This is a genomic window from Kosakonia quasisacchari (assembly GCF_004331415.1).
Classification (GTDB): Bacteria; Pseudomonadota; Gammaproteobacteria; order Enterobacterales; family Enterobacteriaceae; genus Kosakonia; species Kosakonia quasisacchari.
Genome location: NZ_SJOP01000001.1, coordinates 254,280 through 274,374, shown reverse-complemented (window position 1 = coordinate 274,374; position 20,095 = coordinate 254,280). Strand labels below are relative to the sequence as shown.

Sequence of the window (20,095 nt, the reverse complement as noted above, 5' to 3'; positions counted from 1 at the left end):
ACTCAGCGCGAAGACTCGCTCTTCATACAATCTTCGAGGGTAGCGCTGCTACCCTTTTTTTTCCGGAGTAGATTTATGTCCATAGACTGGAACTGGGGAATATTTCTTGAACAGGCCCCGTTCGGCAACACCACCTATCTTGGCTGGCTATGGAGTGGTTTTCAGGTCACTATCGCGCTTTCCGTGACGGCCTGGATTATCGCTTTTCTGGTCGGTTCCCTGTTTGGCATCCTGCGTACCGTCCCTAACCGTCTCTTGTCCGGCATTGGCACTCTCTATGTCGAACTGTTCCGCAACGTGCCGCTGATCGTGCAGTTTTTCACCTGGTACCTGGTGGTGCCAGAACTGTTGCCGGAAAATATCGGCATGTGGTTCAAGTCAGAATTGGATCCGAATATCCAGTTCTTCGTCTCCTCAATGGTCTGCCTGGGGCTGTTTACCGCGGCTCGCGTTTGTGAGCAGGTACGCGCCGCGATTCAGTCGCTACCGCGCGGGCAAAAAAACGCGGGCCTGGCTATGGGGCTGACGCTGCCGCAAACCTACCGTTATGTGTTGCTGCCTAATGCTTACCGTGTGATTGTGCCGCCAATGACTTCGGAGATGATGAACCTGGTGAAAAACTCGGCCATCGCGTCCACCATCGGCCTGGTCGATATGGCGGCGCAGGCGGGGAAATTGCTGGATTACTCCGCCCATGCCTGGGAATCCTTTACGGCAATCACCGTTGCGTATGTCTTAATTAACGCTTTCATTATGCTGGTGATGAACCTGGTTGAACGTAAAATTCGCCTGCCGGGCAATATGGGAGGCAAATAATCATGTACGAATTTGACTGGAGTTCAATCGTCCCTTCGTTACCATATCTGGTGGCGGGTCTGATAGTCACGCTGAAAATCACAGCGATTGCGATTGTGTTTGGCATTGTCTGGGGAACCTTGCTGGCGGTGATGCGTCTGTCGACATTTGCGCCGTTGCGCTGGTTTGCCAAAAGTTACGTGAATGTGTTCCGCTCTATCCCGCTGGTGATGGTGCTGCTGTGGTTCTATCTGATCGTGCCGGGTTTTCTGCAAAATGTGCTGGGTCTGTCGCCAAAAACCGATATCCGCCTGATTTCTGCCATGGTGGCCTTCTCAATGTTTGAAGCGGCTTACTACTCGGAAATTATCCGTGCGGGCATTCAAAGTATTTCTCGCGGGCAGTCCAGTGCCGCGCTGGCGCTCGGTATGACGCACTGGCAGTCGATGAAGCTTATCATCCTGCCGCAGGCATTTCGCGCGATGGTTCCGCTGCTGCTCACGCAGGGCATTGTGCTATTCCAGGATACCTCTCTGGTCTATGTCCTAAGCCTGGCGGATTTCTTCCGCACGGCATCTACCATTGGCGAGCGCGATGGTACGCAGGTTGAAATGATCCTGTTTGCCGGCGCTGTATATTTTGTTATCAGTTTGAGTGCTTCGCTGTTGGTCAGCTGGCTGAAGAAAAGGACCGTCTAATGATTTCCCTGAAAAATGTTTCTAAATGGTATGGTCACTTTCAGGTGTTGACCGATTGTTCCACCGAAGTGAAAAAAGGCGAAGTGGTGGTGGTTTGCGGGCCGTCCGGTTCAGGTAAATCGACGCTGATAAAAACCGTCAACGGTCTGGAACCAGTGCAGAAAGGCGAGATTGTCGTCAACGGTACCAAAGTGAATGACAAGAAAACCAATCTGGCTAAGCTGCGATCGCATGTCGGGATGGTGTTCCAGCACTTTGAACTGTTCCCCCATCTGTCAATCATTGAGAACCTGACGCTGGCACAAGTAAAAGTACTGAAGCGCGATAAAGCTGCCGCACGAGAAAAAGGGCTGAAGCTGCTGGAACGCGTTGGTCTCTCTGCTCATGCGAACAAATTCCCGGCGCAGCTTTCCGGCGGTCAGCAGCAACGTGTAGCGATTGCCCGCGCGCTCTGTATGGATCCGGTTGCAATGCTGTTTGACGAACCGACCTCCGCGCTCGATCCAGAGATGATCAACGAAGTGCTGGACGTGATGGTCGAACTGGCGAACGAAGGCATGACCATGATGGTGGTAACCCACGAAATGGGCTTTGCCCGCAAAGTGGCGAACCGGGTGATCTTTATGGATGAGGGAAAAATTATCGAAGATTCAGAGAAAGACGCCTTCTTCGATAACCCGAAATCCGAACGCGCTAAAGACTTCCTCGCAAAAATTCTGCATTAACAGACTGCGCCTGCCCGCTCCGGGCAGGCGCTTATGGGATTACGGTTCGAACGGGCGGCGCTGGAATTGGTCATGCCCGCATTTCGGGCATAGCGGCAACACATCCGGCGTGTAGACCGCCAGATGAAAGTGGCACTTCTCGCAGACCAGATTCCCAAGCCCCACCACCTCGCCACTGTGATAAACGCCGTGGTGATTGAGATCCTGGAACACTTCACGCCACTCAAGCTGCGTTTTATCGGTGATATCCGCCAGTTCCTGCCAGATACTCTCTTTAATCACCCGCATGAATACGCTGTCGGTGACTTCCTGCTGGCTTTCGCTGTAACTGAGGGCGAACTCCTCCAGATCGCGGCGAATTGCGCGCATCAGTTCGTCAACTTCCGTGCGCGTTAACTCACCAGTCTGCGCCACGCGCAGGCGCGCTTGTTCAACCAGTGCGTCAATATCACGCTCTCCATTGCGTAAACGCTCGGTCAACGCCGCCACCAGTTCACGGTAAAAATGAGCAACCTTGTTCATCGTTTCGCCTCCCGGTTCAGTAACTCTCTCTAATGGTAGACGTTATTTCTTGCTCGCTGTGCCGACTCGCCCGCACTGTCGACAAAAAATTAGCGGCCAAAGGCCGGGGCAATTTCGTTCCCGCGTCGCGGAAAGGCTGTTTTGAGAGTGGCGTTTGGGCTATGCTATGCCTTTCGAAAAACCACGTAACAACGCTACATTTGTAGCTGTAGCAAAAACAGGACTACTGGCTGCCATGCAAGAGCAATACCGCCCGGAAGAGATAGAATCCAAAGTACAGCGCCACTGGGAAGAGAAGCGCACATTTGAAGTCACTGAAGACGAGAGCAAAGAAAAATACTATTGCTTGTCAATGCTCCCCTATCCTTCTGGCCGACTACACATGGGCCACGTCCGTAACTACACCATCGGCGATGTGATCTCCCGTTACCAGCGCATGCTGGGTAAAAACGTACTGCAGCCGATTGGCTGGGATGCGTTTGGTCTGCCGGCTGAAGGCGCGGCGGTAAAAAACAACACCGCACCGGCACCGTGGACTTACGACAACATCGCGTACATGAAAAACCAGCTTAAGATGCTGGGCTTCGGCTATGACTGGAGCCGCGAGCTGGCGACCTGCACGCCGGAATATTACCGTTGGGAACAGAAGTTCTTCACCGAACTGTACAAAAAAGGGCTGGTTTACAAGAAAACCTCCGCAGTGAACTGGTGCCCTAACGACCAGACCGTGCTGGCGAACGAACAAGTTATCGACGGCTGCTGCTGGCGCTGTGATACCAAAGTTGAGCGTAAAGAGATCCCGCAGTGGTTTATTAAAATCACAGCTTACGCCGACGAGCTGCTGAACGATCTGGATAATCTGGATCACTGGCCGGATACCGTGAAAACCATGCAGCGCAACTGGATTGGCCGTTCTGAAGGCGTGGAGATCACCTTTGACGTGCAGAACAGCGACCAGAAACTGACGGTCTACACCACTCGTCCGGACACCTTTATCGGTGCAACTTACCTTGCCGTTGCGGCGGGTCATCCGCTGGCGCAGCAGGCTGCCGCGAGCAAACCTGAGTTAGCGTCCTTTATCGATGAATGCCGTAACACCAAAGTTGCGGAAGCCGATATGGCGACGATGGAGAAAAAAGGCGTTGATACCGGCCTGAAAGCCATTCACCCACTGACCGGCGAAGCCATCCCGGTGTGGGCAGCAAACTTCGTGCTGATGGAGTACGGCACCGGCGCAGTGATGGCCGTTCCGGGTCACGATCAGCGCGACTACGAATTTGCGACTAAATACAATCTGCCGATCAAGGCGGTTATCCTTAACGCAGACGGCAACGCGCCGGATCTCAGCGAACAAGCGATGACTGAAAAAGGTGTGCTGTTTAACTCCGGCGAATTTGACGGTCTCGACTTTAGCGCCGCTTTTAACGCCATTGCCGACAAACTGGCGGCCAAAGGCGTGGGTGAGCGCAAAGTGAACTTCCGTCTGCGCGACTGGGGTGTTTCCCGCCAGCGCTACTGGGGCGCACCCATCCCGATGGTGACGCTGGAAGACGGTACCGTTATTCCAACGCCGGAAGATCAACTGCCGGTTATCCTGCCGGAAGATGTGGTTATGGACGGCATCACCAGCCCAATTAAAGCCGATCCTGAGTGGGCGAAAACCACCGTTAACGGTCAACCAGCGCTGCGTGAAACTGATACCTTTGACACCTTTATGGAGTCTTCCTGGTACTATGCACGTTACACGTGCCCACAGCACAACGAAGGCATGCTCGACCCGAAAGCGGCAAATTACTGGCTGCCGGTAGATATTTATATTGGCGGCATCGAACACGCCATCATGCACCTGCTCTACTTCCGCTTCTTCCACAAACTGATGCGCGACGCGGGCATGGTGAACTCCGATGAGCCAGCAAAACAGCTGCTGTGCCAAGGCATGGTACTGGCCGACGCCTTCTATTATGTGGGTGCAAACGGCGAGCGTAACTGGGTTTCGCCAAAAGAAGCCATTGTTGAACGTGACGAGAAAGGCCGCATTATCAAAGCGACCGATCCGGCAGGTCACGAGCTGGTTTATACCGGCATGAGCAAAATGTCCAAGTCGAAAAACAACGGTATCGACCCGCAGGAAATGGTTGAGCGTTACGGCGCGGACACCGTGCGTCTGTTCATGATGTTTGCATCGCCAGCCGATATGACGCTGGAGTGGCAGGAATCTGGTGTGGAAGGAGCGAACCGCTTCCTGAAACGCGTCTGGAAACTGGTTTACGAACACACCGCTCAGGGTGCTGTAGCCGCGCTGGATCTGGCTGCGCTGAGTGAAGACCAGCAAGCCCTGCGCCGCGACGTGCATAAAACCATCGCTAAAGTTTCCGATGACATCGGTCGCCGTCAGACCTTTAACACCGCTATTGCGGCGATTATGGAGCTGATGAACAAACTGGCGAAAGCGCCGCAGGAGAGCGAACAAGATCGTGCACTGCTGCAGGAAGCACTGCTGGCGGTTGTGCGTATGCTTAACCCGTTCACCCCACACGCAAGCTTCACGCTGTGGCAGGCGTTGGGCGGCGAAGGCGATATCGACAACGCACCGTGGCCGGAGGCTGATGAGAAAGCGATGGTGGAAAACACCACGCTGGTCGTCGTCCAGGTCAACGGTAAAGTGCGTGGTAAAATTACTGTTGCCGTCGACGCGACGGAAGAACAGGTGCGTGAACGTGCAGGCCAGGAACATCTGGTAGCAAAATATCTTGATGGCGTGACCGTGCGTAAAGTGATTTACGTGCCGGGTAAACTGCTTAATCTGGTCGTTGGCTAAGCGCGGGAGGAAACGTGCGATATCTGGCTACATTGTTCGTATCACTGGCGGTGCTCATCACCGCCGGATGTGGCTGGCATCTGCGTAATACCACGCAGGTGCCGACCGAAATGAAAACGATGTTCTTTGACTCCGGGGATCCGAATGGCCCACTGAGCCGCGCGATCCGCAGCCAGTTACGCCTGAATGGCGTCGAATTGTTGGAGAAAACGTCCACACGTCAGGATGTGCCTTCTTTGCGTCTTGGGGCCGTAACGTTCTCCCGTGACACCGCTTCTGTTTTCCAGGATGGTCGTACTGCGGAATATCAAATGGTGCTGACCGTAAACGCCAGCGTACTGATCCCGGGTCATGATATTTACCCGATCAATACCAAAGTTTATCGTTCTTTCTTTGATAACCCGCAAACGGCGCTGGCGAAAGCCGCAGAGCAAGATATGATCGTTCAGGAGATGTACGACAAAGCAGCCGAACAGCTGATTCGTAAACTGCCTAGTGTACATACTGCAGACGCGAAAAGCGCGCAGGGCACCGCCACCTCGACGACAGGCTCCTCTTCGACGCAACCGGGTAGCTAATGCTCAGGTTGTATCCGGAACAACTCCGCGCGCAGCTTAATGAAGGGCTGCGCGCGGCGTATTTACTCCTCGGTAATGATCCGCTGCTGTTGCAAGAGAGCCAGGACGCAGTGCGTCAGGTCGCCTCTGAACAGGGCTTTATCGAACACCATACCTTCATACTGGATGCCAGCACGGATTGGGATGCGATTTTCTCCATCTGCCAGGCATTGAGTCTGTTCGCCAGTCGTCAGACATTACTGCTACAGTTGCCTGAAAATGGCCCAAACGCTGCTATCAATGAACAGTTGGCAAAGCTGGTTAGCCTGCTGCATGACGACCTCATTTTGACGGTCCGCGGGAACAAACTGACCAAAGCGCAGGAAAACGCGGCATGGATAACGCAGTTAAATAACCGCGCCGTGCAAGTAAGCTGCCAGACGCCGGAACAAGCGAACCTGCCGCGCTGGGTTGCCGCCAGAGCAAAGCAAAACAAGCTGGAACTGGACGACGCCGCCAATCAGTTACTTTGTTATTGCTACGAAGGAAACTTACTGGCACTGGCGCAAGCGCTCGAACGCCTGGCGCTACTGTGGCCGGATGGAAAACTCACCCTGCCCCGCGTGGAACATGCGGTAAATGACGCGGCGCACTTCACCCCCTTCCACTGGGTTGATGCGCTACTTGCCGGGAAAAGCAAACGCGCGTTGCACATTCTTACCCAGCTGCGACTCGAAGCGTGTGAGCCCGTGATCCTGCTGCGTACCGTGCAACGCGAATTGCTATTGCTGGTGACGTTGAAACGCCAGTCAGCATACTCGCCATTGCGTGCACTGTTTGATAAGCATCGGGTGTGGCAAAACCGCCGGAGTGTGACGGGCGATGCGCTTAATCGCCTGAGCCTTGATCAGTTACGCCAGGCGGTCCATTTGCTGAGCCGCATTGAACTGATTGTGAAGCAGGATTTTGGTCAGTCGGTCTGGGCCGAGCTTGAAGGGCTTTCTCTGCTACTCTGTCATAAGGCACTGGCAGACGTTTTTATTGATGGTTGATATGAATCAGTTGCAGGCACTGTTTGGCGGTACATTTGATCCGATCCATTATGGGCACCTGAAACCTGTGGAAGCGCTGGCGAACCTGATTAGCCTTTCCAGGGTGATTATCATGCCCAATAACGTGCCGCCGCACCGCGCGCAACCTGAAGCCAGCAGTCAGCAACGCAAAAAAATGATCGAGCTGGCGATTGCCGACAAACCCTTATTCACCCTTGATGAACGCGAACTGCGCCGCGACACGCCTTCATACACGGCGCAAACCTTAAAGGAGTGGCGGGAAGAGCAAGGCGCTACGTGCCCACTGGCGTTTATCATCGGTCAGGATTCCCTGCTGACATTCCCCTCCTGGCATCACTACGAGACAATTCTGGATAACTGCCATCTGATTGTCTGCCGCCGCCCTGGTTACCCGCTGACCATGGAGCGGGAGGAACAGCAGCTGTGGCTGGAAGCCCATCTCACCACGAATGCTGAAGATCTGCATGTCTTACCTGCCGGGCGGATTTACCTTGCCGAAACGCCGTGGTTCAACATCTCGGCAACGCTTATCCGTGAACGGCTGGAGCACGGTGAAAAGTGTGATGATCTGCTCCCCGAGCCTGTCATGGCGTATATCAACGAACAGGGTTTATACCACTGATCACCGCCGTCATGGCAGCAATAAGCCGGTCATTTTCCCCTTCGCTTCGCACCGCCACGCGGTAATAACGCGCATCCAACCCTGGGTAATTGGCGCAGCTACGAATTAAAATGTGGCGGGAAAGCAATGCACGTTGCAACTCCATATCTGGCGCGTCACAGCGCATAAAAAGATAGTTCGCGCAGCCAGGCCAGACCGTTAATCCCGGTAATGCGTTCAAGGCGGCGAACAGGCGCGGACGCTCATTCTTGAGCCAGTTCCAGCTTGCCTGCTGATAATCGCTGTCCTGCAAAATCACCTCACCGGCTAACGCGGCAAAAGCATTGATGGACCACGGCATCTGCGCATCTCGCATATACCGGACTTGCTGTTCGTCGCTGCCCAGCACATACCCCAATCGCAAGCCAGGAATGGCGTAAAACTTGGTGAGTGAACGCAGCACCCAAACGTGTGGATTCTGCGCCAGATAAGGAATGAAACCCTCGCGTTCGGGAATAAAATCCATAAAGGCTTCGTCGAGGATTAACGTGATCCCCAGCGCTTTGCAACGTGCAGCAATCGCATGCAGCAAGGCGTCATCCGGCAACAAACCGGTGGGATTATTCGGTGTACAGAGAAATAAGCAGTCAAGATCGGCGGTAAGCGCGCTCAGCAGCGCATCAGTAAGCTGCCAGCCATCAACTTCGTGCAAGTGATAGTCGCTAATCATGCACCCCACCAATGCCAGCGCCCGGCGATATTCGGCAAACCCAGGCGTTATCAGCATCGCTTTACGTGGCTTAAGCATGTTGACCAGCACAAAGATGGCTTCCGTTTCACCGTTTCCGGCGAGGATCCATGAAGCCGGAACCTGATGATGAGCCGCCAGTACCTTATGCAGACGCTGATACTCAACATCCGGGTATCGCTCGGCAAGCGACAGATTATTTTGCAACGCATGTTTAAGCGATGCCGGCATGCCAGCCGGGTTAATGTTGGCGCTGAAATCAAGCAACTGTTCCGCCGATATCCCCAACAGTTCTGCCGCCTCACGCGTGTTGCCACCGTGCGCACTGTGAAACAAAGCCATCTTCCGCTCCGGTTAAAAGCCGTTATCTTAAACGAAAAAGAGGCCGTGATTCAGGACGCAATGGTAAACTTTGCGCACACATCCAGACGGGAGACAACAATGCGACTCTGGCTGATACGTCACGGAGAAACCGAAGCGAACGTCGCCGGGCTTTATAGCGGCCACTCGCCGACTCCGCTGACGTCCAAAGGGTTGGCGCAGGCGGAAACTCTGTGCGACTTACTCGCTAAGGTGCCCTTCGATTATGTGCTGTGTAGTGAACTGGAGCGCGCGCAGCAGACGGCGGCGCGCGTGCTGAAACCGCACGCGCTTGCCGTTCATACCACCCACTTGCTCAACGAGATGTTTTTCGGCGACTGGGAAATGCGCCATCACCGCGATTTAACACGAGAAGATCCGGAAAGTTATGCCGCCTGGTGTACCGACTGGCAGCATGCCGTACCAACCAATGGTGAGGGATTTCAGGCATTTTCTGCACGAATTGAGCAAGTTATTGCGCTGCTTGCCGATATAAAAAGTCAGCACAAGAATGTGTTGATCGCCAGCCATCAGGGGGTGTTGAGTTTGTTGATCGCCCGCTTGCTCAACATGCCAGCCGCATCGCTGTGGCATTTTCGTGTTGATCAAGGGTGCTGGAGCGCTATTGATATCCATGATGATTTCGCCACGTTGCGGGTATTAAATAGCCGGGCAGCCTGGCACGCTGACGATGTATAGCGTGTTTTTCATGCATCCTATTCACACCGCTGATTCGGCCATTGACACGCCCTCACAGGCTGCTATCCTCCGCGCGCAGAGATTGTTTTACAAAAATGGCAATGCATTCATACGGCCGTGATGGGATGATAGCCAACTTTAAAATTTGCCGGGGCTGTCTTACCCCGACAATCGATGCAGTTCAGGTATAATGTCAGGCCGTTCATTAACAGTACATTTTTCACTCACCCCAGGGGGAACACTTGCAGGGTAAAGCACTCCAGGATTTTGTTATCGACAAAATTGATGACCTGAAAGGTCAAGATATCGTTGCCATTGACGTTCAGGGTAAATCCAGTATTACCGATTGCATGATTATCTGCACCGGCACCTCTACTCGCCACGTTATCTCTATTGCGGACCATGTGGTACAGGAATCGCGTGCCGCAGGCATGATGCCGCTGGGTGTCGAAGGCGAAAGCGCCGCAGACTGGGTCGTTGTCGATTTGGGTGATGTGATTGTCCATGTCATGCAGGAAGAGAGCCGTCGCCTGTATGAGCTGGAAAAGCTCTGGAGTTAATGCGTGAAACTGCAACTGGTCGCCGTCGGCACGAAAATGCCGGACTGGGTACAGACAGGTTTTAGTGAATACCTGCGCCGCTTTCCAAAAGATATGCCGTTCGAGTTAATCGAAATTCCGGCGGGAAAGCGCGGCAAGAACGCAGATATCAAACGTATTCTCGATAAAGAGGGTGAACTGATGCTGGCTGCGGCTGGCAAAAACCGTATCGTTACCCTCGATATTCCGGGCAAACCCTGGGATACACCGCAGCTGGCAAACGAGCTGGAACGCTGGAAGCAAGACGGGCGCGATGTCAGCTTGTTGATTGGTGGGCCGGAAGGGCTATCTCCGGCCTGCAAAGCGGCGGCAGAACAAAGTTGGTCACTCTCTGCGCTAACGTTACCTCACCCGCTGGTGCGCGTGCTGGTTGCCGAAAGCCTGTATCGCGCATGGAGTATTACAACCAACCATCCTTATCACCGTGAGTAATGACGAGTCTTGGGTAGATTAAGCAGCGGATGAAATTACAGAATTCTTTTCGCGACTATACGGCTGAGTCCGCGCTGTTTGTGCGCCGGGCGGTGGTCGCTTTTACGGGGATTTTGCTGCTTACCGGCGTGCTGGTAGCCAACCTTTATAACCTGCAAATCGTCCGTTTTGCAGACTACCAGACCCGCTCCAACGAAAACCGCATCAAGCTGGTGCCTATCGCGCCAAGCCGCGGCATTATCTACGATCGCAACGGCACGCCACTGGCGCTGAACCGCACCATCTACCAGGTCGAGATGATGCCGGAGAAAGTCGATGATGTGCAGCAAACGCTGGATGCCTTGCGCGATGTGGTCGATCTTAACGACGATGACATCGCCAACTTCAAAAAAGAGCGCTCGCGCTCGCACCGCTTCACCTCAATCCCGGTAAAAACTAACCTGACTGAAGTCCAGGTGGCGCGCTTTGCGGTTAACCAGTACCGTTTCCCCGGCGTTGAGGTCAAGGGCTACAAGCGCCGTTTTTATCCGTATGGTTCCGCGCTGACTCACGTCATTGGTTACGTGTCGAAAATTAACGATAAAGACGTCGAACGGCTGGATAAAGAGGGCAAGCTGGCAAACTACGCCGCCACCCACGATATCGGAAAACTGGGTATTGAGCGCTATTACGAAGATGTGCTGCACGGTCAGACCGGTTATGAAGAGGTGGAAGTCAATAACCGCGGCCGCGTGATCCGTCAGCTCAAAGAGGTGCCGCCGCAGGCTGGTCACGATATCTACCTGACGCTGGATTTAAAACTCCAGCAATATATTGAAACGCTGCTCGCTGGCAGCCGTGCCGCCGTGGTAGTAACCGATCCACGCAATGGCAGCATTCTCGCGCTGGTGTCGATGCCAAGCTACGATCCGAACCTGTTTGTTGATGGCATTTCCAGCAAAGACTACGCCTCACTGTTAAACGATCCGAATACGCCGCTGATCAACCGCGCAACGCAAGGGGTTTACCCGCCTGCGTCCACGGTGAAACCGTATGTGGCCGTTTCCGCACTCAGCGCCGGGGTGATCACGCGTAACACCAGCTTGTTCGATCCCGGCTGGTGGCAATTACCCGGCTCAGAAAAACGCTACCGCGACTGGAAAAAATGGGGGCACGGCCACCTGAATGTTACCAAATCGCTGGAAGAGTCCGCCGATACTTTCTTCTATCAAGTCGCCTATGATATGGGCATTGATCGCCTGGCAGAATGGATGGGCAAATTTGGCTACGGACACTATACCGGCGTTGACCTCTCGGAAGAGCGCGCCGGGAACATGCCAACCCGCGAATGGAAACTGAAGCGCTTTAAAAAACCGTGGTACCAAGGCGATACCATTCCGGTGGGGATCGGCCAGGGTTACTGGACAGCGACGCCATTGCAGATGAACAAAGCGATGATGACGCTGATTAATGACGGTGTTGTTAAGGTGCCGCATCTGCTGATGAGCACGGTGGAAGATGGTAAGCAGGTTCCGTGGAAGCAGCCTGCACAGCCGCCAGTGGGTGATATTCACTCTGGCTACTGGGAGATTGCCAAAGACGGGATGTATGGCGTAGCCAACCGCCCTAACGGTACGGGTCATAAGTATTTCGCCAACGCACCGTACAAAGTCGCGGCGAAATCAGGTACTGCCCAGGTCTTTGGTTTGAAAGCGAACGAAACCTATAACGCCCACCGAATTGCAGAACGTCTGCGCGACCATAAATTGATGACAGCATTTGCTCCTTACGATAATCCGCAGGTCGCCGTCGCGGTTATTCTGGAAAACGGTGGCGCAGGTCCAGCGGTGGGTACAATTATGCGACAGATCCTCGACCACATTATGCTTGGCGATAACAACACCGAACTGCCAACGGAAAACCCGTCCACGGCAGCCGTGGAGGACCAATAACATGACGGATAATCCGAACAAGAAATCGTTCTGGGATAAAATCCACATCGATCCGGTGATGATGTTGATTATCCTCGCGCTGCTATTTTACAGCGCGATCGTTATCTGGAGCGCCAGCGGCCAGGATATCGGTATGACCGAGCGTAAAGTCGGCCAGATCGCCATGGGGCTGATTATCATGGTTATCCTGGCGCAGGTACCGCCACGCGTCTATGAAGGTTGGGCACCCTATCTCTATATTTTCTGTGTAATTTTGCTTGTCGCGGTGGATGCTTTCGGCGCTATTTCAAAAGGGGCGCAGCGCTGGCTAGATTTGGGCGTTGTGCGTTTTCAACCTTCGGAAATAGCCAAAATTGCCGTACCGTTGATGGTGGCGCGTTTTATTAACCGCGATGTCTGCCCGCCTTCGCTGAAGAATACCGCTATCGCGCTGGCGCTGATTTTCGTGCCGACGCTGCTGGTGGCGGCGCAGCCAGATTTGGGAACCTCCATCCTCGTGGTGCTCTCCGGGCTGTTTGTGCTGTTTCTTTCCGGATTAAGCTGGCGGTTGATTGGTATTGCCGCCGTGCTGGTGGCGGCGTTTATCCCGGTACTGTGGTTCTTCCTGATGCATGATTATCAGCGCCAGCGCGTGATGATGCTCCTTGATCCCGAAACCGATCCGCTCGGCGCGGGCTATCATATTATTCAGTCAAAAATTGCCATCGGTTCCGGCGGTCTGAGCGGTAAGGGATGGCTGCATGGAACTCAGTCGCAACTGGAGTTTCTGCCCGAACGCCATACTGACTTTATCTTTGCCGTGCTGGCGGAAGAGCTGGGTCTCGTCGGCATTCTGATTTTGCTGGCGCTGTATGTGTTGCTGATTATGCGTGGGCTTTGGATTGCCGCCCGGGCGCAAACCACATTCGGACGCGTAATGGCTGGTGGTTTGATGTTGATTTTGTTCGTTTATGTGTTCGTAAATATTGGTATGGTGAGCGGTATCCTGCCGGTGGTCGGCGTACCGCTGCCACTGATCAGTTACGGGGGTTCTGCCCTGATCGTACTCATGGCCGGGTTTGGCATCGTTATGTCGATCCATACCCACAGGAAAATGTTGTCAAAGAGCGTATAAGAGGTGGGCAATGCGTAAGCAATGGCTTGGGATCTGCATAGCAGCAGGATTACTGGCGGCATGTTCAAACGATGATGGTCAGCAGCAAACGACCGTAGCGCCGCAACCTGCGGTGTGTAATGGCCCTGTCGTTGAAATTAGCGGTGCGGAGCCTCATTACGAAGCGCCTGTCGCCACGGCGAATCAGGATTATGAACGCGACGGTAAGCGCTACAAAATTGTGCAGAATCCGGCGAACTTTAGCCAGGCGGGATTGGCCGCCATTTATGATGCCGAACCCGGCAGCAATTTGACGGCTTCCGGCGAAGCGTTCGATCCGATGCAGCTTACCGCAGCACACCCGACGCTGCCCATTCCGAGCTATGCGCGTATCACCAACCTGGCGAATGGGCGCATGATCGTGGTGCGTATTAACGATCGCGGGCCGTACGGCAACGATCGCGTGATTTCCCTGTCGCGCGCGGCGGCGGATCGACTGAACACCTCCAATAACACCAAAGTGCGTATCGATCCGATTATTGTTGCGCAGGATGGTTCCCTTTCCGGCCCGGGTATGGCGTGTACGAAAGTTGCACAGCAAACGTACGCATTGCCAGCGCGTCCCGATCTTGGCGACGGCCCTGGCAGCGTATCTTCTGCTCCGCAGCCCGTAGAGCCGCAGGGCAATGTACACGCTATCAGCAACGATACGCTGAAAAACGACGACACAACCGCTGCGCCAGTGCGTAGCGGCGGCTTCCTGGGTGCGCCGACACCACTCGCCTCTGGCGTACTGGAAGGAAGCGCCGATACTGCCGCCGCGACAGCAGCGCAACCTGCAACAACCTCTGTGACGCCAACGGCTACGCCGGTGACGCAGACCGCTCCGGCTGCGCAAACTTACACACCAACGCGCACTTCGCCAGTGACTGCACCAGGTTCGGTCCAGGGCAACGTACATACTGCCGCGCCTGCCAGCGGCGCTGCGGCGGCAAGCAGTAGTGGTTATATGGTGCAGGTGGGTGCCGTTAGCGATCAGACGCGTGCGCAGCAATACCAGCAGCGTCTGGCGCAGCAATTTGCGGTTCCTGGCCGCGTCACGCAAAATGGTGCTGTCTGGCGTGTACAGCTAGGGCCATTTAGCAACAAAGCGGACGCCAGCGCCTTGCAGCAGCGCCTGCAAAACGAGGCGCAGTTGCAGTCATTCGTTACGAACGCCCAGTAAACTTGCTAAGGTGTCTGACTTTGTCAACTTATGTCAGCAACATTAACAAAGTCATGCTGAAAGTCAGATGCCTGCAAGTATAGCTTTTGCTATAGTAAGGCACTTTTTTTAACTCCATCACGGATGTCGTTGTTCGACCATGAAGACCACTTTTTCCGTTCGTTTTATGCAGCGCCTGGCGCTCACCACGGCGCTGACTGCAGCCTCTCTTTCCGCTGCGCATGCCGATGACCTGAATATTAAGACCATGATCCCTGGCGTCCCGCAGATTGACGCGGAATCCTATATCCTGATCGACTATAACTCCGGCAAAGTGCTGGCTGAGCAAAACGCCGATGCGCGCCGCGATCCGGCAAGCCTGACCAAGATGATGACCAGCTATGTCATTGGCCAGGCCATGAAAGCGGGCAAATTCAAAGACAGCGATCTGGTCACGATTGGTAACGACGCCTGGGCCACCGGCAACCCGGTGTTTCGTGGTTCTTCGTTGATGTTCCTGAAACCCGGTATGCAAGTACCGGTTTCCCAACTGATCCGTGGTATCAACCTGCAATCCGGTAACGATGCCTGCGTTGCGATGGCCGATTATGTGGCGGGCAGCCAGGATGCGTTTGTCGGTCTGATGAACAACTATGTAAAAGCGCTGGGCCTGCAAAACAGCCACTTCCAGACTGTACACGGCCTGGATGCTGATGGTCAGTACAGTTCTGCGCGCGATATGGCACTGATTGGTCAGGCGCTTATCCGCGATGTGCCGAATGAATACTCCATCTATAAAGAGAAAGAGTTCACCTTTAATGGCATTCGTCAGACCAACCGTAATGGCCTGCTGTGGGATAACAGCCTGAATGTCGACGGGATTAAAACCGGTCACACCGATAAAGCGGGTTATAACCTGGTGGCGTCGGCAACCGAAGGCCAGATGCGCCTGATATCTGCTGTGATGGGTGGTCGCACGTTTAAAGGCCGTGAAACTGAAAGCAAGAAACTGCTGACCTGGGGCTTCCGTTTCTTTGAAACCGTAAGTCCGCTCAAAGCCGGTAAAGAGTTTGCTTCAGAGCCAGCATGGTTTGGCGACAGCGATCGCGCTTCGCTTGGCGTTGATAAAGACGTGTACCTGACCATTCCGCGCGGCCGTATGAAAGATCTGAAAGCCAGCTATGTGCTGAACACCAGCGAACTGCACGCGCCGCTGCAGAAAAATCAGGTGGTTGGTTCAATTAACTTCCAGTTGGATGGTAAAACCATCGAACAGCGCCCGCTAGTCGTGCTGCAGGAGATTCCGGAAGGCAATTTCTTCGGCAAAATCATTGATTACATTAAATTGATGTTCCATCATTGGTTTGGCTAAAAATTGAACACTTGAAAGTGTGATTTCCGCCCCCATATACTTAGCATCTCAGAAAAACTCCTGCCCTTGTGGCAGGAGTTCTTATTTTTTACGCCGGAGCTGACATGAAAACCAATCTTAAAGAACTGCTTGAATTCCCGACTCCTTTTACTTACAAAGTGATGGGTCTGGCGAAACCAGAGCTGGTTGATCTGGTGGTTGAAGTGGTACAGCGCCATGCGCCAGGTGATTACTCTCCGCAGGTAAAACCGAGCAGCAAAGGCAATTACCACTCGGTATCCATCACCATCACCGCAACACATATTGAGCAGGTAGAGACGCTGTACGAAGAACTCGGCAATATCGAAATTGTTCGTATGGTGCTGTAATTGTTCATCACGTTACCCGGAGCCATTCGGGTAACGTCTTCGCTGTGATATACTTCCCCCACTCTTTTTCTCCCCCGGGGATGCCGTTTTGTCTCAGGACACCATTCTTATCCGCAATCTTGGCTTGCAACCTTATGAGCCCATTTCTCGGGCAATGCATGAATTCACCGATGCTCGCGACGAAACGACGCTGGATGAAATCTGGCTGGTAGAACACCATCCCGTCTTTACGCAAGGCCAGGCAGGAAAAGCCGAACATGTACTGGCACCGGGTGACATTCCCGTCATCCAGAGCGATCGCGGCGGCCAGGTAACCTATCACGGGCCAGGCCAGCAGGTGATGTATGTATTAATTAACCTGAAGCGGCGCAAAGTTGGCGTTCGCGAGCTTGTCACGTTGCTGGAAAATACGGTTATCAATACGCTGGCAACATTGGGGATTAACGCACAGGCACGAGCTGACGCACCGGGTGTATATGTGCAAGGCAAGAAAATCTGTTCCCTGGGGCTGCGGATCCGTAAAGGGTGCTCATTTCATGGCCTGGCGCTGAATATCGATATGGATTTGACGCCGTTTATGCGCATCAATCCTTGCGGGTACGCCGGTATGGAAATGACCCAGGTCAGCCAACTGGTGGAAAATAGCGATATGGATAAATTAAGGACAATTCTTATCCAGCAATTTTTAGCGCTACTAAACAATCCACCTCATCAATATATGAGCGCTTAATATATCATGTATAAAAGCCCGCATTTTGTGCGGGTCGTTATTTACATGGCCTGTTAGCGCTTTACAATAGAAGCCATATTCTCTATTTTCAACCTGCCTGCTTTGTCGGGATAATTAGCATTACAGCACTTTGCCAGGCTTTGTATACGCGCCCAAGGCCAATTTTTTTTGAGTGTATTGTCTGGCCTCGCGATGAAAAACTACGTCATGATGACGAGAGACAGGATGTTTACTCAAGTTAATAATCAACAAAAAAAATAAATTCAACTATCATTCACATTTTGAATGAATACGGAGCACAAGCGTGGATAATAATAACCTGCAGGAAAAGCGAATAACCGTGCGCCCCGACGATGATAAGCCGCAAGTCTTCAGAACGCTGCGCAATATTGATCTCAATTTACTGACTATTTTCGAGGCAGTATATGTTCACAAAGGGATAGTCAACGCGGCAAAAGTGCTCAATTTAACGCCTTCCGCTATTAGCCAGTCCATTCAAAAATTACGTGCAATATTTCCCGATCCGCTTTTCATTCGTAAAGGCCAGGGCGTGACGCCTACGGCTTATGCTTCCCATCTGCACGAATATATCAGCCAGGGACTGGAGTCTATTCTTGGCGCATTAGATCTGACCGGCAGCTATGACAAACAGCGTACGATTACCATCGGCACGCCACCATCGATTGGTGCATTAGTTATACCTGTTATCTTCCAGGCAATAAAAGAGAGTGCTCCGCATCTGATGATGCGTAATATTCCTGTTAACGATGCGGAAAGTCAGCTCAGTCAGTTTCAAACCGATTTAATTATTGATACGCATATTGCTGCTTCACGAACCATTAACCATCACGTCCTTTATAGTGACCGTCTCATGCTGGTTTGCCGCAAAGGGCATCCTTGTTTAAATGGGCCGCTCAATGAAGAGGTTTTGCAACAGTACGAACACACCTTGCTGATGCTAGAAGGGCAAAATCTTAGCGGGCTTCGTCAACGCGTCCAGGATCTTTTCCCCGAGCGCCAGGTAAGCTTCAGCAGTTACAATATGTTTACGATTGCAGCACTGATCGGCAACAGTGATATGCTGGGGTTAATGCCGGCGCGGCTGTTTGAGTTATTCAGTGGTTGTTGGCCGCTGGTTGAAATTGATTACCCGCCAATCAGTAACGAGCATCTTGAAATCTCACTCTTTTACAATAAGTTGAGCCTGCGCGACCCGGTACTGGAAAGCGTCATTAACGTTATCCGACGGGCTTTTTAACGCCCGTCCGTGTCAGGCGAAAGCGCTAACCCTTATTGGGCATATGGCACAAAACAACAACTATTTTACAAATTGCCCCGTTGTCAGGCTGCTTTCTATCCCCCATCAATGGTATACTGCACGCAAGTTAATTCAAAAATAGTTGATAAATACAACATTCATTTGAATTGAAATGCTTACTTCGTTATCCGCAACTGGAACACGCACGCTATGAGTAAACCCATTGTGATGGAACGCGGTGTTAAGTACCGCGATGCCGATAAAATGGCGCTTATCCCGGTTAAAAATGTGGCGACAGAGCGCGAAGCCCTGTTAAGAAAACCGGAATGGATGAAAATCAAACTCCCGGCCGACTCTTCCCGTATCCAGGGTATTAAAGCAGCCATGCGCAAAAACGGGCTGCACTCTGTGTGCGAAGAGGCTTCCTGCCCGAACCTCGCTGAGTGTTTCAACCACGGTACGGCAACCTTTATGATCCTTGGCGCGATCTGCACGCGCCGTTGCCCGTTCTGCGATGTGGCACATGGCCGCCCTGTGGCACCGGATGCCAACGAACCGCAAAAGCTGGCACAGACTATTGCTGATATGGCGCTGCGTTATGTGGTCATCACCTCTGTTGACCGTGACGATCTGCGTGATGGCGGTGCCCAGCATTTTGCGGATTGCATTACCTCAATCCGCGAAAAAAGCCCATCCATTAAAATCGAAACGCTGGTGCCGGATTTCCGTGGTCGTATGGATCGCGCGCTGGATATCCTCACCGCCACGCCGCCGGATGTATTTAACCACAACCTGGAGAACGTACCGCGTGTTTACCGCCAGGTTCGCCCAGGTGCAGATTACAACTGGTCGCTGAAACTTCTGGAGCGTTTTAAAGAAGCGCATCCAGAAATCCCAACGAAATCCGGTCTGATGGTTGGGTTGGGCGAAACCAACGCAGAGATCATCGAGGTCATGCGCGATCTGCGCCGCCATGGCGTGACGATGCTGACGCTGGGCCAATATCTACAGCCAAGCCGCCACCATCTGCCGGTACAGCGCTATGTTAGCCCGGATGAGTTTGACGAAATGAAAGAGGAAGCGCTGGCAATGGGCTTTACCCATGCAGCATGTGGTCCATTCGTTCGTTCCTCTTACCACGCGGATCTGCAGGCAAAAGGTATGGAAGTGAAGTAATACTTGCTTACACTGCAAACAAAAAAACCGGCTTCTGCGCCGGTTTTTTTTCGCCTGTCAAAGCCGCTATTACTCTTTGTGAGAGAGTTTTTCTGCTGTGACTTCGTCAGCTTTTTTCGCTGCATCATCATCATTCATGGCTTTTTTAAAGCCTTTGATGGCTGCGCCCAGGTCACCGCCGAGCGTACGCAATTTTTTGGTTCCAAACAGCAGAACAACCAGTGCGGCCACAACCAGCAGTTTGGTAATACTAATCTCACCCATAGATACCTTCTTTCGTAAAACAGGCTGCATAAAACGCCATTATAACCGGACTTCATTAACGGTCATTCGACG

The 20,095-nt window shown here is 53.0% G+C and carries 21 protein-coding genes; 18 read left to right on the top strand and 3 right to left on the bottom strand.

Going from position 1 to position 20,095, the window contains the following annotated elements; genetic code table 11:
- Window positions 1-75: 75 nt before the first annotated feature.
- Genes E0L21_RS01325 through E0L21_RS01315 form a run of 3 tightly spaced genes read left to right on the top strand, consistent with a single transcriptional unit; the run spans window position 76 to window position 2,218 of the window.
- A complete protein-coding gene (locus tag E0L21_RS01325) occupies window positions 76-816 on the top strand; it encodes an amino acid ABC transporter permease (protein WP_131406269.1) in 741 nt (246 codons plus the stop codon).
- 2 nt (window positions 817-818) lie between these two features.
- Complete coding sequence (gene gltK, locus E0L21_RS01320; RefSeq protein WP_131406268.1) at window positions 819-1,493, top strand: glutamate/aspartate ABC transporter permease GltK; 675 nt, start codon at window positions 819-821, stop codon at window positions 1,491-1,493.
- Complete coding sequence (locus tag E0L21_RS01315) at window positions 1,493-2,218, top strand: amino acid ABC transporter ATP-binding protein (RefSeq protein WP_131406267.1); 726 nt, start codon at window positions 1,493-1,495, stop codon at window positions 2,216-2,218. Before gltK ends, E0L21_RS01315 begins: the two co-directional genes overlap by 1 nt.
- 39 nt (window positions 2,219-2,257) lie before the next feature.
- Here E0L21_RS01315 and E0L21_RS01310 read toward each other — a convergent pair whose 3' ends face one another.
- Window positions 2,258-2,740, bottom strand: coding sequence for a zinc ribbon-containing protein (locus tag E0L21_RS01310; RefSeq protein ID WP_131406266.1), 483 nt, complete (start codon window positions 2,738-2,740; stop codon window positions 2,258-2,260).
- Window positions 2,741-2,975: 235 nt separating this feature from the next.
- On the opposite strand from E0L21_RS01310, the gene leuS reads away from it, so the two are divergent.
- The 4 genes from leuS to nadD are packed head-to-tail and all read left to right on the top strand — an operon-like array spanning window position 2,976 to window position 7,810.
- Window positions 2,976-5,558 (top strand): leucine--tRNA ligase, encoded by a 2,583-nt coding sequence (gene leuS, locus E0L21_RS01305; RefSeq protein ID WP_131406265.1) that lies wholly within the window; start codon window positions 2,976-2,978, stop codon window positions 5,556-5,558.
- 14 nt (window positions 5,559-5,572) lie between these two features.
- Window positions 5,573-6,136 carry an LPS assembly lipoprotein LptE gene (gene lptE, locus E0L21_RS01300; protein ID WP_131406264.1) on the top strand — a complete coding sequence of 188 codons (564 nt, stop codon included), beginning with the start codon at window positions 5,573-5,575 and terminating at the stop codon, window positions 6,134-6,136.
- Window positions 6,136-7,167 (top strand): DNA polymerase III subunit delta, encoded by a 1,032-nt coding sequence (gene holA / locus E0L21_RS01295; RefSeq protein WP_131406263.1) that lies wholly within the window; start codon window positions 6,136-6,138, stop codon window positions 7,165-7,167. The genes lptE and holA overlap by 1 nt, the downstream gene beginning before the upstream one ends.
- Before the next feature lies 1 nt (window position 7,168).
- Entirely contained in the window at window positions 7,169-7,810 is a 642-nt protein-coding gene (gene nadD, locus E0L21_RS01290; protein ID WP_170312045.1) for a nicotinate-nucleotide adenylyltransferase, read from the top strand.
- On the opposite strand, the gene cobD is transcribed toward nadD, so the two are convergent.
- Window positions 7,785-8,879 (bottom strand): threonine-phosphate decarboxylase CobD, encoded by a 1,095-nt coding sequence (gene cobD, locus E0L21_RS01285; protein WP_131406261.1) that lies wholly within the window; start codon window positions 8,877-8,879, stop codon window positions 7,785-7,787. The two genes, nadD and cobD, sit on opposite strands and share 26 nt — an antisense overlap.
- Before the next feature lie 99 nt (window positions 8,880-8,978).
- On the opposite strand from cobD, the gene E0L21_RS01280 reads away from it, so the two are divergent.
- From E0L21_RS01280 to lipA, 11 genes are all read left to right on the top strand, one after another.
- On the top strand, window positions 8,979-9,596 hold the full coding sequence (locus E0L21_RS01280; RefSeq protein WP_131406260.1) for an adenosylcobalamin/alpha-ribazole phosphatase: 618 nt from the start codon (window positions 8,979-8,981) through the stop codon (window positions 9,594-9,596).
- 242 nt (window positions 9,597-9,838) lie between these two features.
- The gene (gene rsfS, locus E0L21_RS01275; protein WP_131406259.1) at window positions 9,839-10,156 is read left to right on the top strand and encodes a ribosome silencing factor; all 318 of its coding nucleotides are present in this window, start codon (window positions 9,839-9,841) and stop codon (window positions 10,154-10,156) included.
- A 3-nt stretch (window positions 10,157-10,159) separates the two neighbouring features.
- Window positions 10,160-10,627, top strand: a complete 468-nt coding sequence (rlmH, locus tag E0L21_RS01270; protein WP_017455886.1) for a 23S rRNA (pseudouridine(1915)-N(3))-methyltransferase RlmH — start codon at window positions 10,160-10,162, stop codon at window positions 10,625-10,627.
- A 29-nt stretch (window positions 10,628-10,656) separates the two neighbouring features.
- Window positions 10,657-12,558 (top strand): peptidoglycan DD-transpeptidase MrdA, encoded by a 1,902-nt coding sequence (gene mrdA, locus E0L21_RS01265; protein ID WP_131406258.1) that lies wholly within the window; start codon window positions 10,657-10,659, stop codon window positions 12,556-12,558.
- Between the two features lies 1 nt (window position 12,559).
- A complete protein-coding gene (mrdB, locus tag E0L21_RS01260) occupies window positions 12,560-13,672 on the top strand; it encodes a peptidoglycan glycosyltransferase MrdB (RefSeq protein ID WP_131406257.1) in 1,113 nt (370 codons plus the stop codon).
- 10 nt (window positions 13,673-13,682) lie between these two features.
- Window positions 13,683-14,876 carry an endolytic peptidoglycan transglycosylase RlpA gene (rlpA, locus tag E0L21_RS01255; RefSeq protein ID WP_131406256.1) on the top strand — a complete coding sequence of 398 codons (1,194 nt, stop codon included), beginning with the start codon at window positions 13,683-13,685 and terminating at the stop codon, window positions 14,874-14,876.
- 139 nt (window positions 14,877-15,015) lie between these two features.
- Window positions 15,016-16,227, top strand: coding sequence for a D-alanyl-D-alanine carboxypeptidase DacA (gene dacA, locus E0L21_RS01250; RefSeq protein WP_131406255.1), 1,212 nt, complete (start codon window positions 15,016-15,018; stop codon window positions 16,225-16,227).
- A 104-nt stretch (window positions 16,228-16,331) separates the two neighbouring features.
- Window positions 16,332-16,595 (top strand): DUF493 family protein YbeD, encoded by a 264-nt coding sequence (gene ybeD, locus E0L21_RS01245; protein ID WP_007373847.1) that lies wholly within the window; start codon window positions 16,332-16,334, stop codon window positions 16,593-16,595.
- A gap of 88 nt (window positions 16,596-16,683) precedes the next feature.
- Window positions 16,684-17,325 (top strand): lipoyl(octanoyl) transferase LipB, encoded by a 642-nt coding sequence (gene lipB, locus E0L21_RS01240; RefSeq protein WP_131406254.1) that lies wholly within the window; start codon window positions 16,684-16,686, stop codon window positions 17,323-17,325.
- Between the two features lie 304 nt (window positions 17,326-17,629).
- On the top strand, window positions 17,630-18,583 hold the full coding sequence (locus E0L21_RS01235) for a YbeF family transcriptional regulator (protein WP_131406253.1): 954 nt from the start codon (window positions 17,630-17,632) through the stop codon (window positions 18,581-18,583).
- Window positions 18,584-18,793: 210 nt separating this feature from the next.
- Window positions 18,794-19,759, top strand: a complete 966-nt coding sequence (gene lipA / locus E0L21_RS01230) for a lipoyl synthase (RefSeq protein WP_131406252.1) — start codon at window positions 18,794-18,796, stop codon at window positions 19,757-19,759.
- Between the two features lie 69 nt (window positions 19,760-19,828).
- Here lipA and tatE read toward each other — a convergent pair whose 3' ends face one another.
- Window positions 19,829-20,023 carry a twin-arginine translocase subunit TatE gene (gene tatE, locus E0L21_RS01225; RefSeq protein WP_017455877.1) on the bottom strand — a complete coding sequence of 65 codons (195 nt, stop codon included), beginning with the start codon at window positions 20,021-20,023 and terminating at the stop codon, window positions 19,829-19,831.
- Between the last annotated feature and the right edge of the window lie 72 nt (window positions 20,024-20,095).

What these genes read in the sequence shown, in the direction of transcription:
- E0L21_RS01325 (WP_131406269.1), top strand. Translation starts at nt 76, where the DNA reads ATGTCCATAGACTGGAACTGGGGAATATTTCTTGAACAGGCCCCGTTC.
- gltK (WP_131406268.1), top strand. Translation starts at nt 819, where the DNA reads ATGTACGAATTTGACTGGAGTTCAATCGTCCCTTCGTTACCATATCTG.
- E0L21_RS01315 (WP_131406267.1), top strand. Translation starts at nt 1,493, where the DNA reads ATGATTTCCCTGAAAAATGTTTCTAAATGGTATGGTCACTTTCAGGTG.
- E0L21_RS01310 (WP_131406266.1), bottom strand. Translation starts at nt 2,740, where the DNA reads ATGAACAAGGTTGCTCATTTTTACCGTGAACTGGTGGCGGCGTTGACC.
- leuS (WP_131406265.1), top strand. Translation starts at nt 2,976, where the DNA reads ATGCAAGAGCAATACCGCCCGGAAGAGATAGAATCCAAAGTACAGCGC.
- holA (WP_131406263.1), top strand. Translation starts at nt 6,136, where the DNA reads ATGCTCAGGTTGTATCCGGAACAACTCCGCGCGCAGCTTAATGAAGGG.
- nadD (WP_170312045.1), top strand. Translation starts at nt 7,169, where the DNA reads ATGAATCAGTTGCAGGCACTGTTTGGCGGTACATTTGATCCGATCCAT.
- cobD (WP_131406261.1), bottom strand. Translation starts at nt 8,879, where the DNA reads ATGGCTTTGTTTCACAGTGCGCACGGTGGCAACACGCGTGAGGCGGCA.
- E0L21_RS01280 (WP_131406260.1), top strand. Translation starts at nt 8,979, where the DNA reads ATGCGACTCTGGCTGATACGTCACGGAGAAACCGAAGCGAACGTCGCC.
- mrdA (WP_131406258.1), top strand. Translation starts at nt 10,657, where the DNA reads ATGAAATTACAGAATTCTTTTCGCGACTATACGGCTGAGTCCGCGCTG.
- mrdB (WP_131406257.1), top strand. Translation starts at nt 12,560, where the DNA reads ATGACGGATAATCCGAACAAGAAATCGTTCTGGGATAAAATCCACATC.
- rlpA (WP_131406256.1), top strand. Translation starts at nt 13,683, where the DNA reads ATGCGTAAGCAATGGCTTGGGATCTGCATAGCAGCAGGATTACTGGCG.
- dacA (WP_131406255.1), top strand. Translation starts at nt 15,016, where the DNA reads ATGAAGACCACTTTTTCCGTTCGTTTTATGCAGCGCCTGGCGCTCACC.
- ybeD (WP_007373847.1), top strand. Translation starts at nt 16,332, where the DNA reads ATGAAAACCAATCTTAAAGAACTGCTTGAATTCCCGACTCCTTTTACT.
- lipA (WP_131406252.1), top strand. Translation starts at nt 18,794, where the DNA reads ATGAGTAAACCCATTGTGATGGAACGCGGTGTTAAGTACCGCGATGCC.
- tatE (WP_017455877.1), bottom strand. Translation starts at nt 20,023, where the DNA reads ATGGGTGAGATTAGTATTACCAAACTGCTGGTTGTGGCCGCACTGGTT.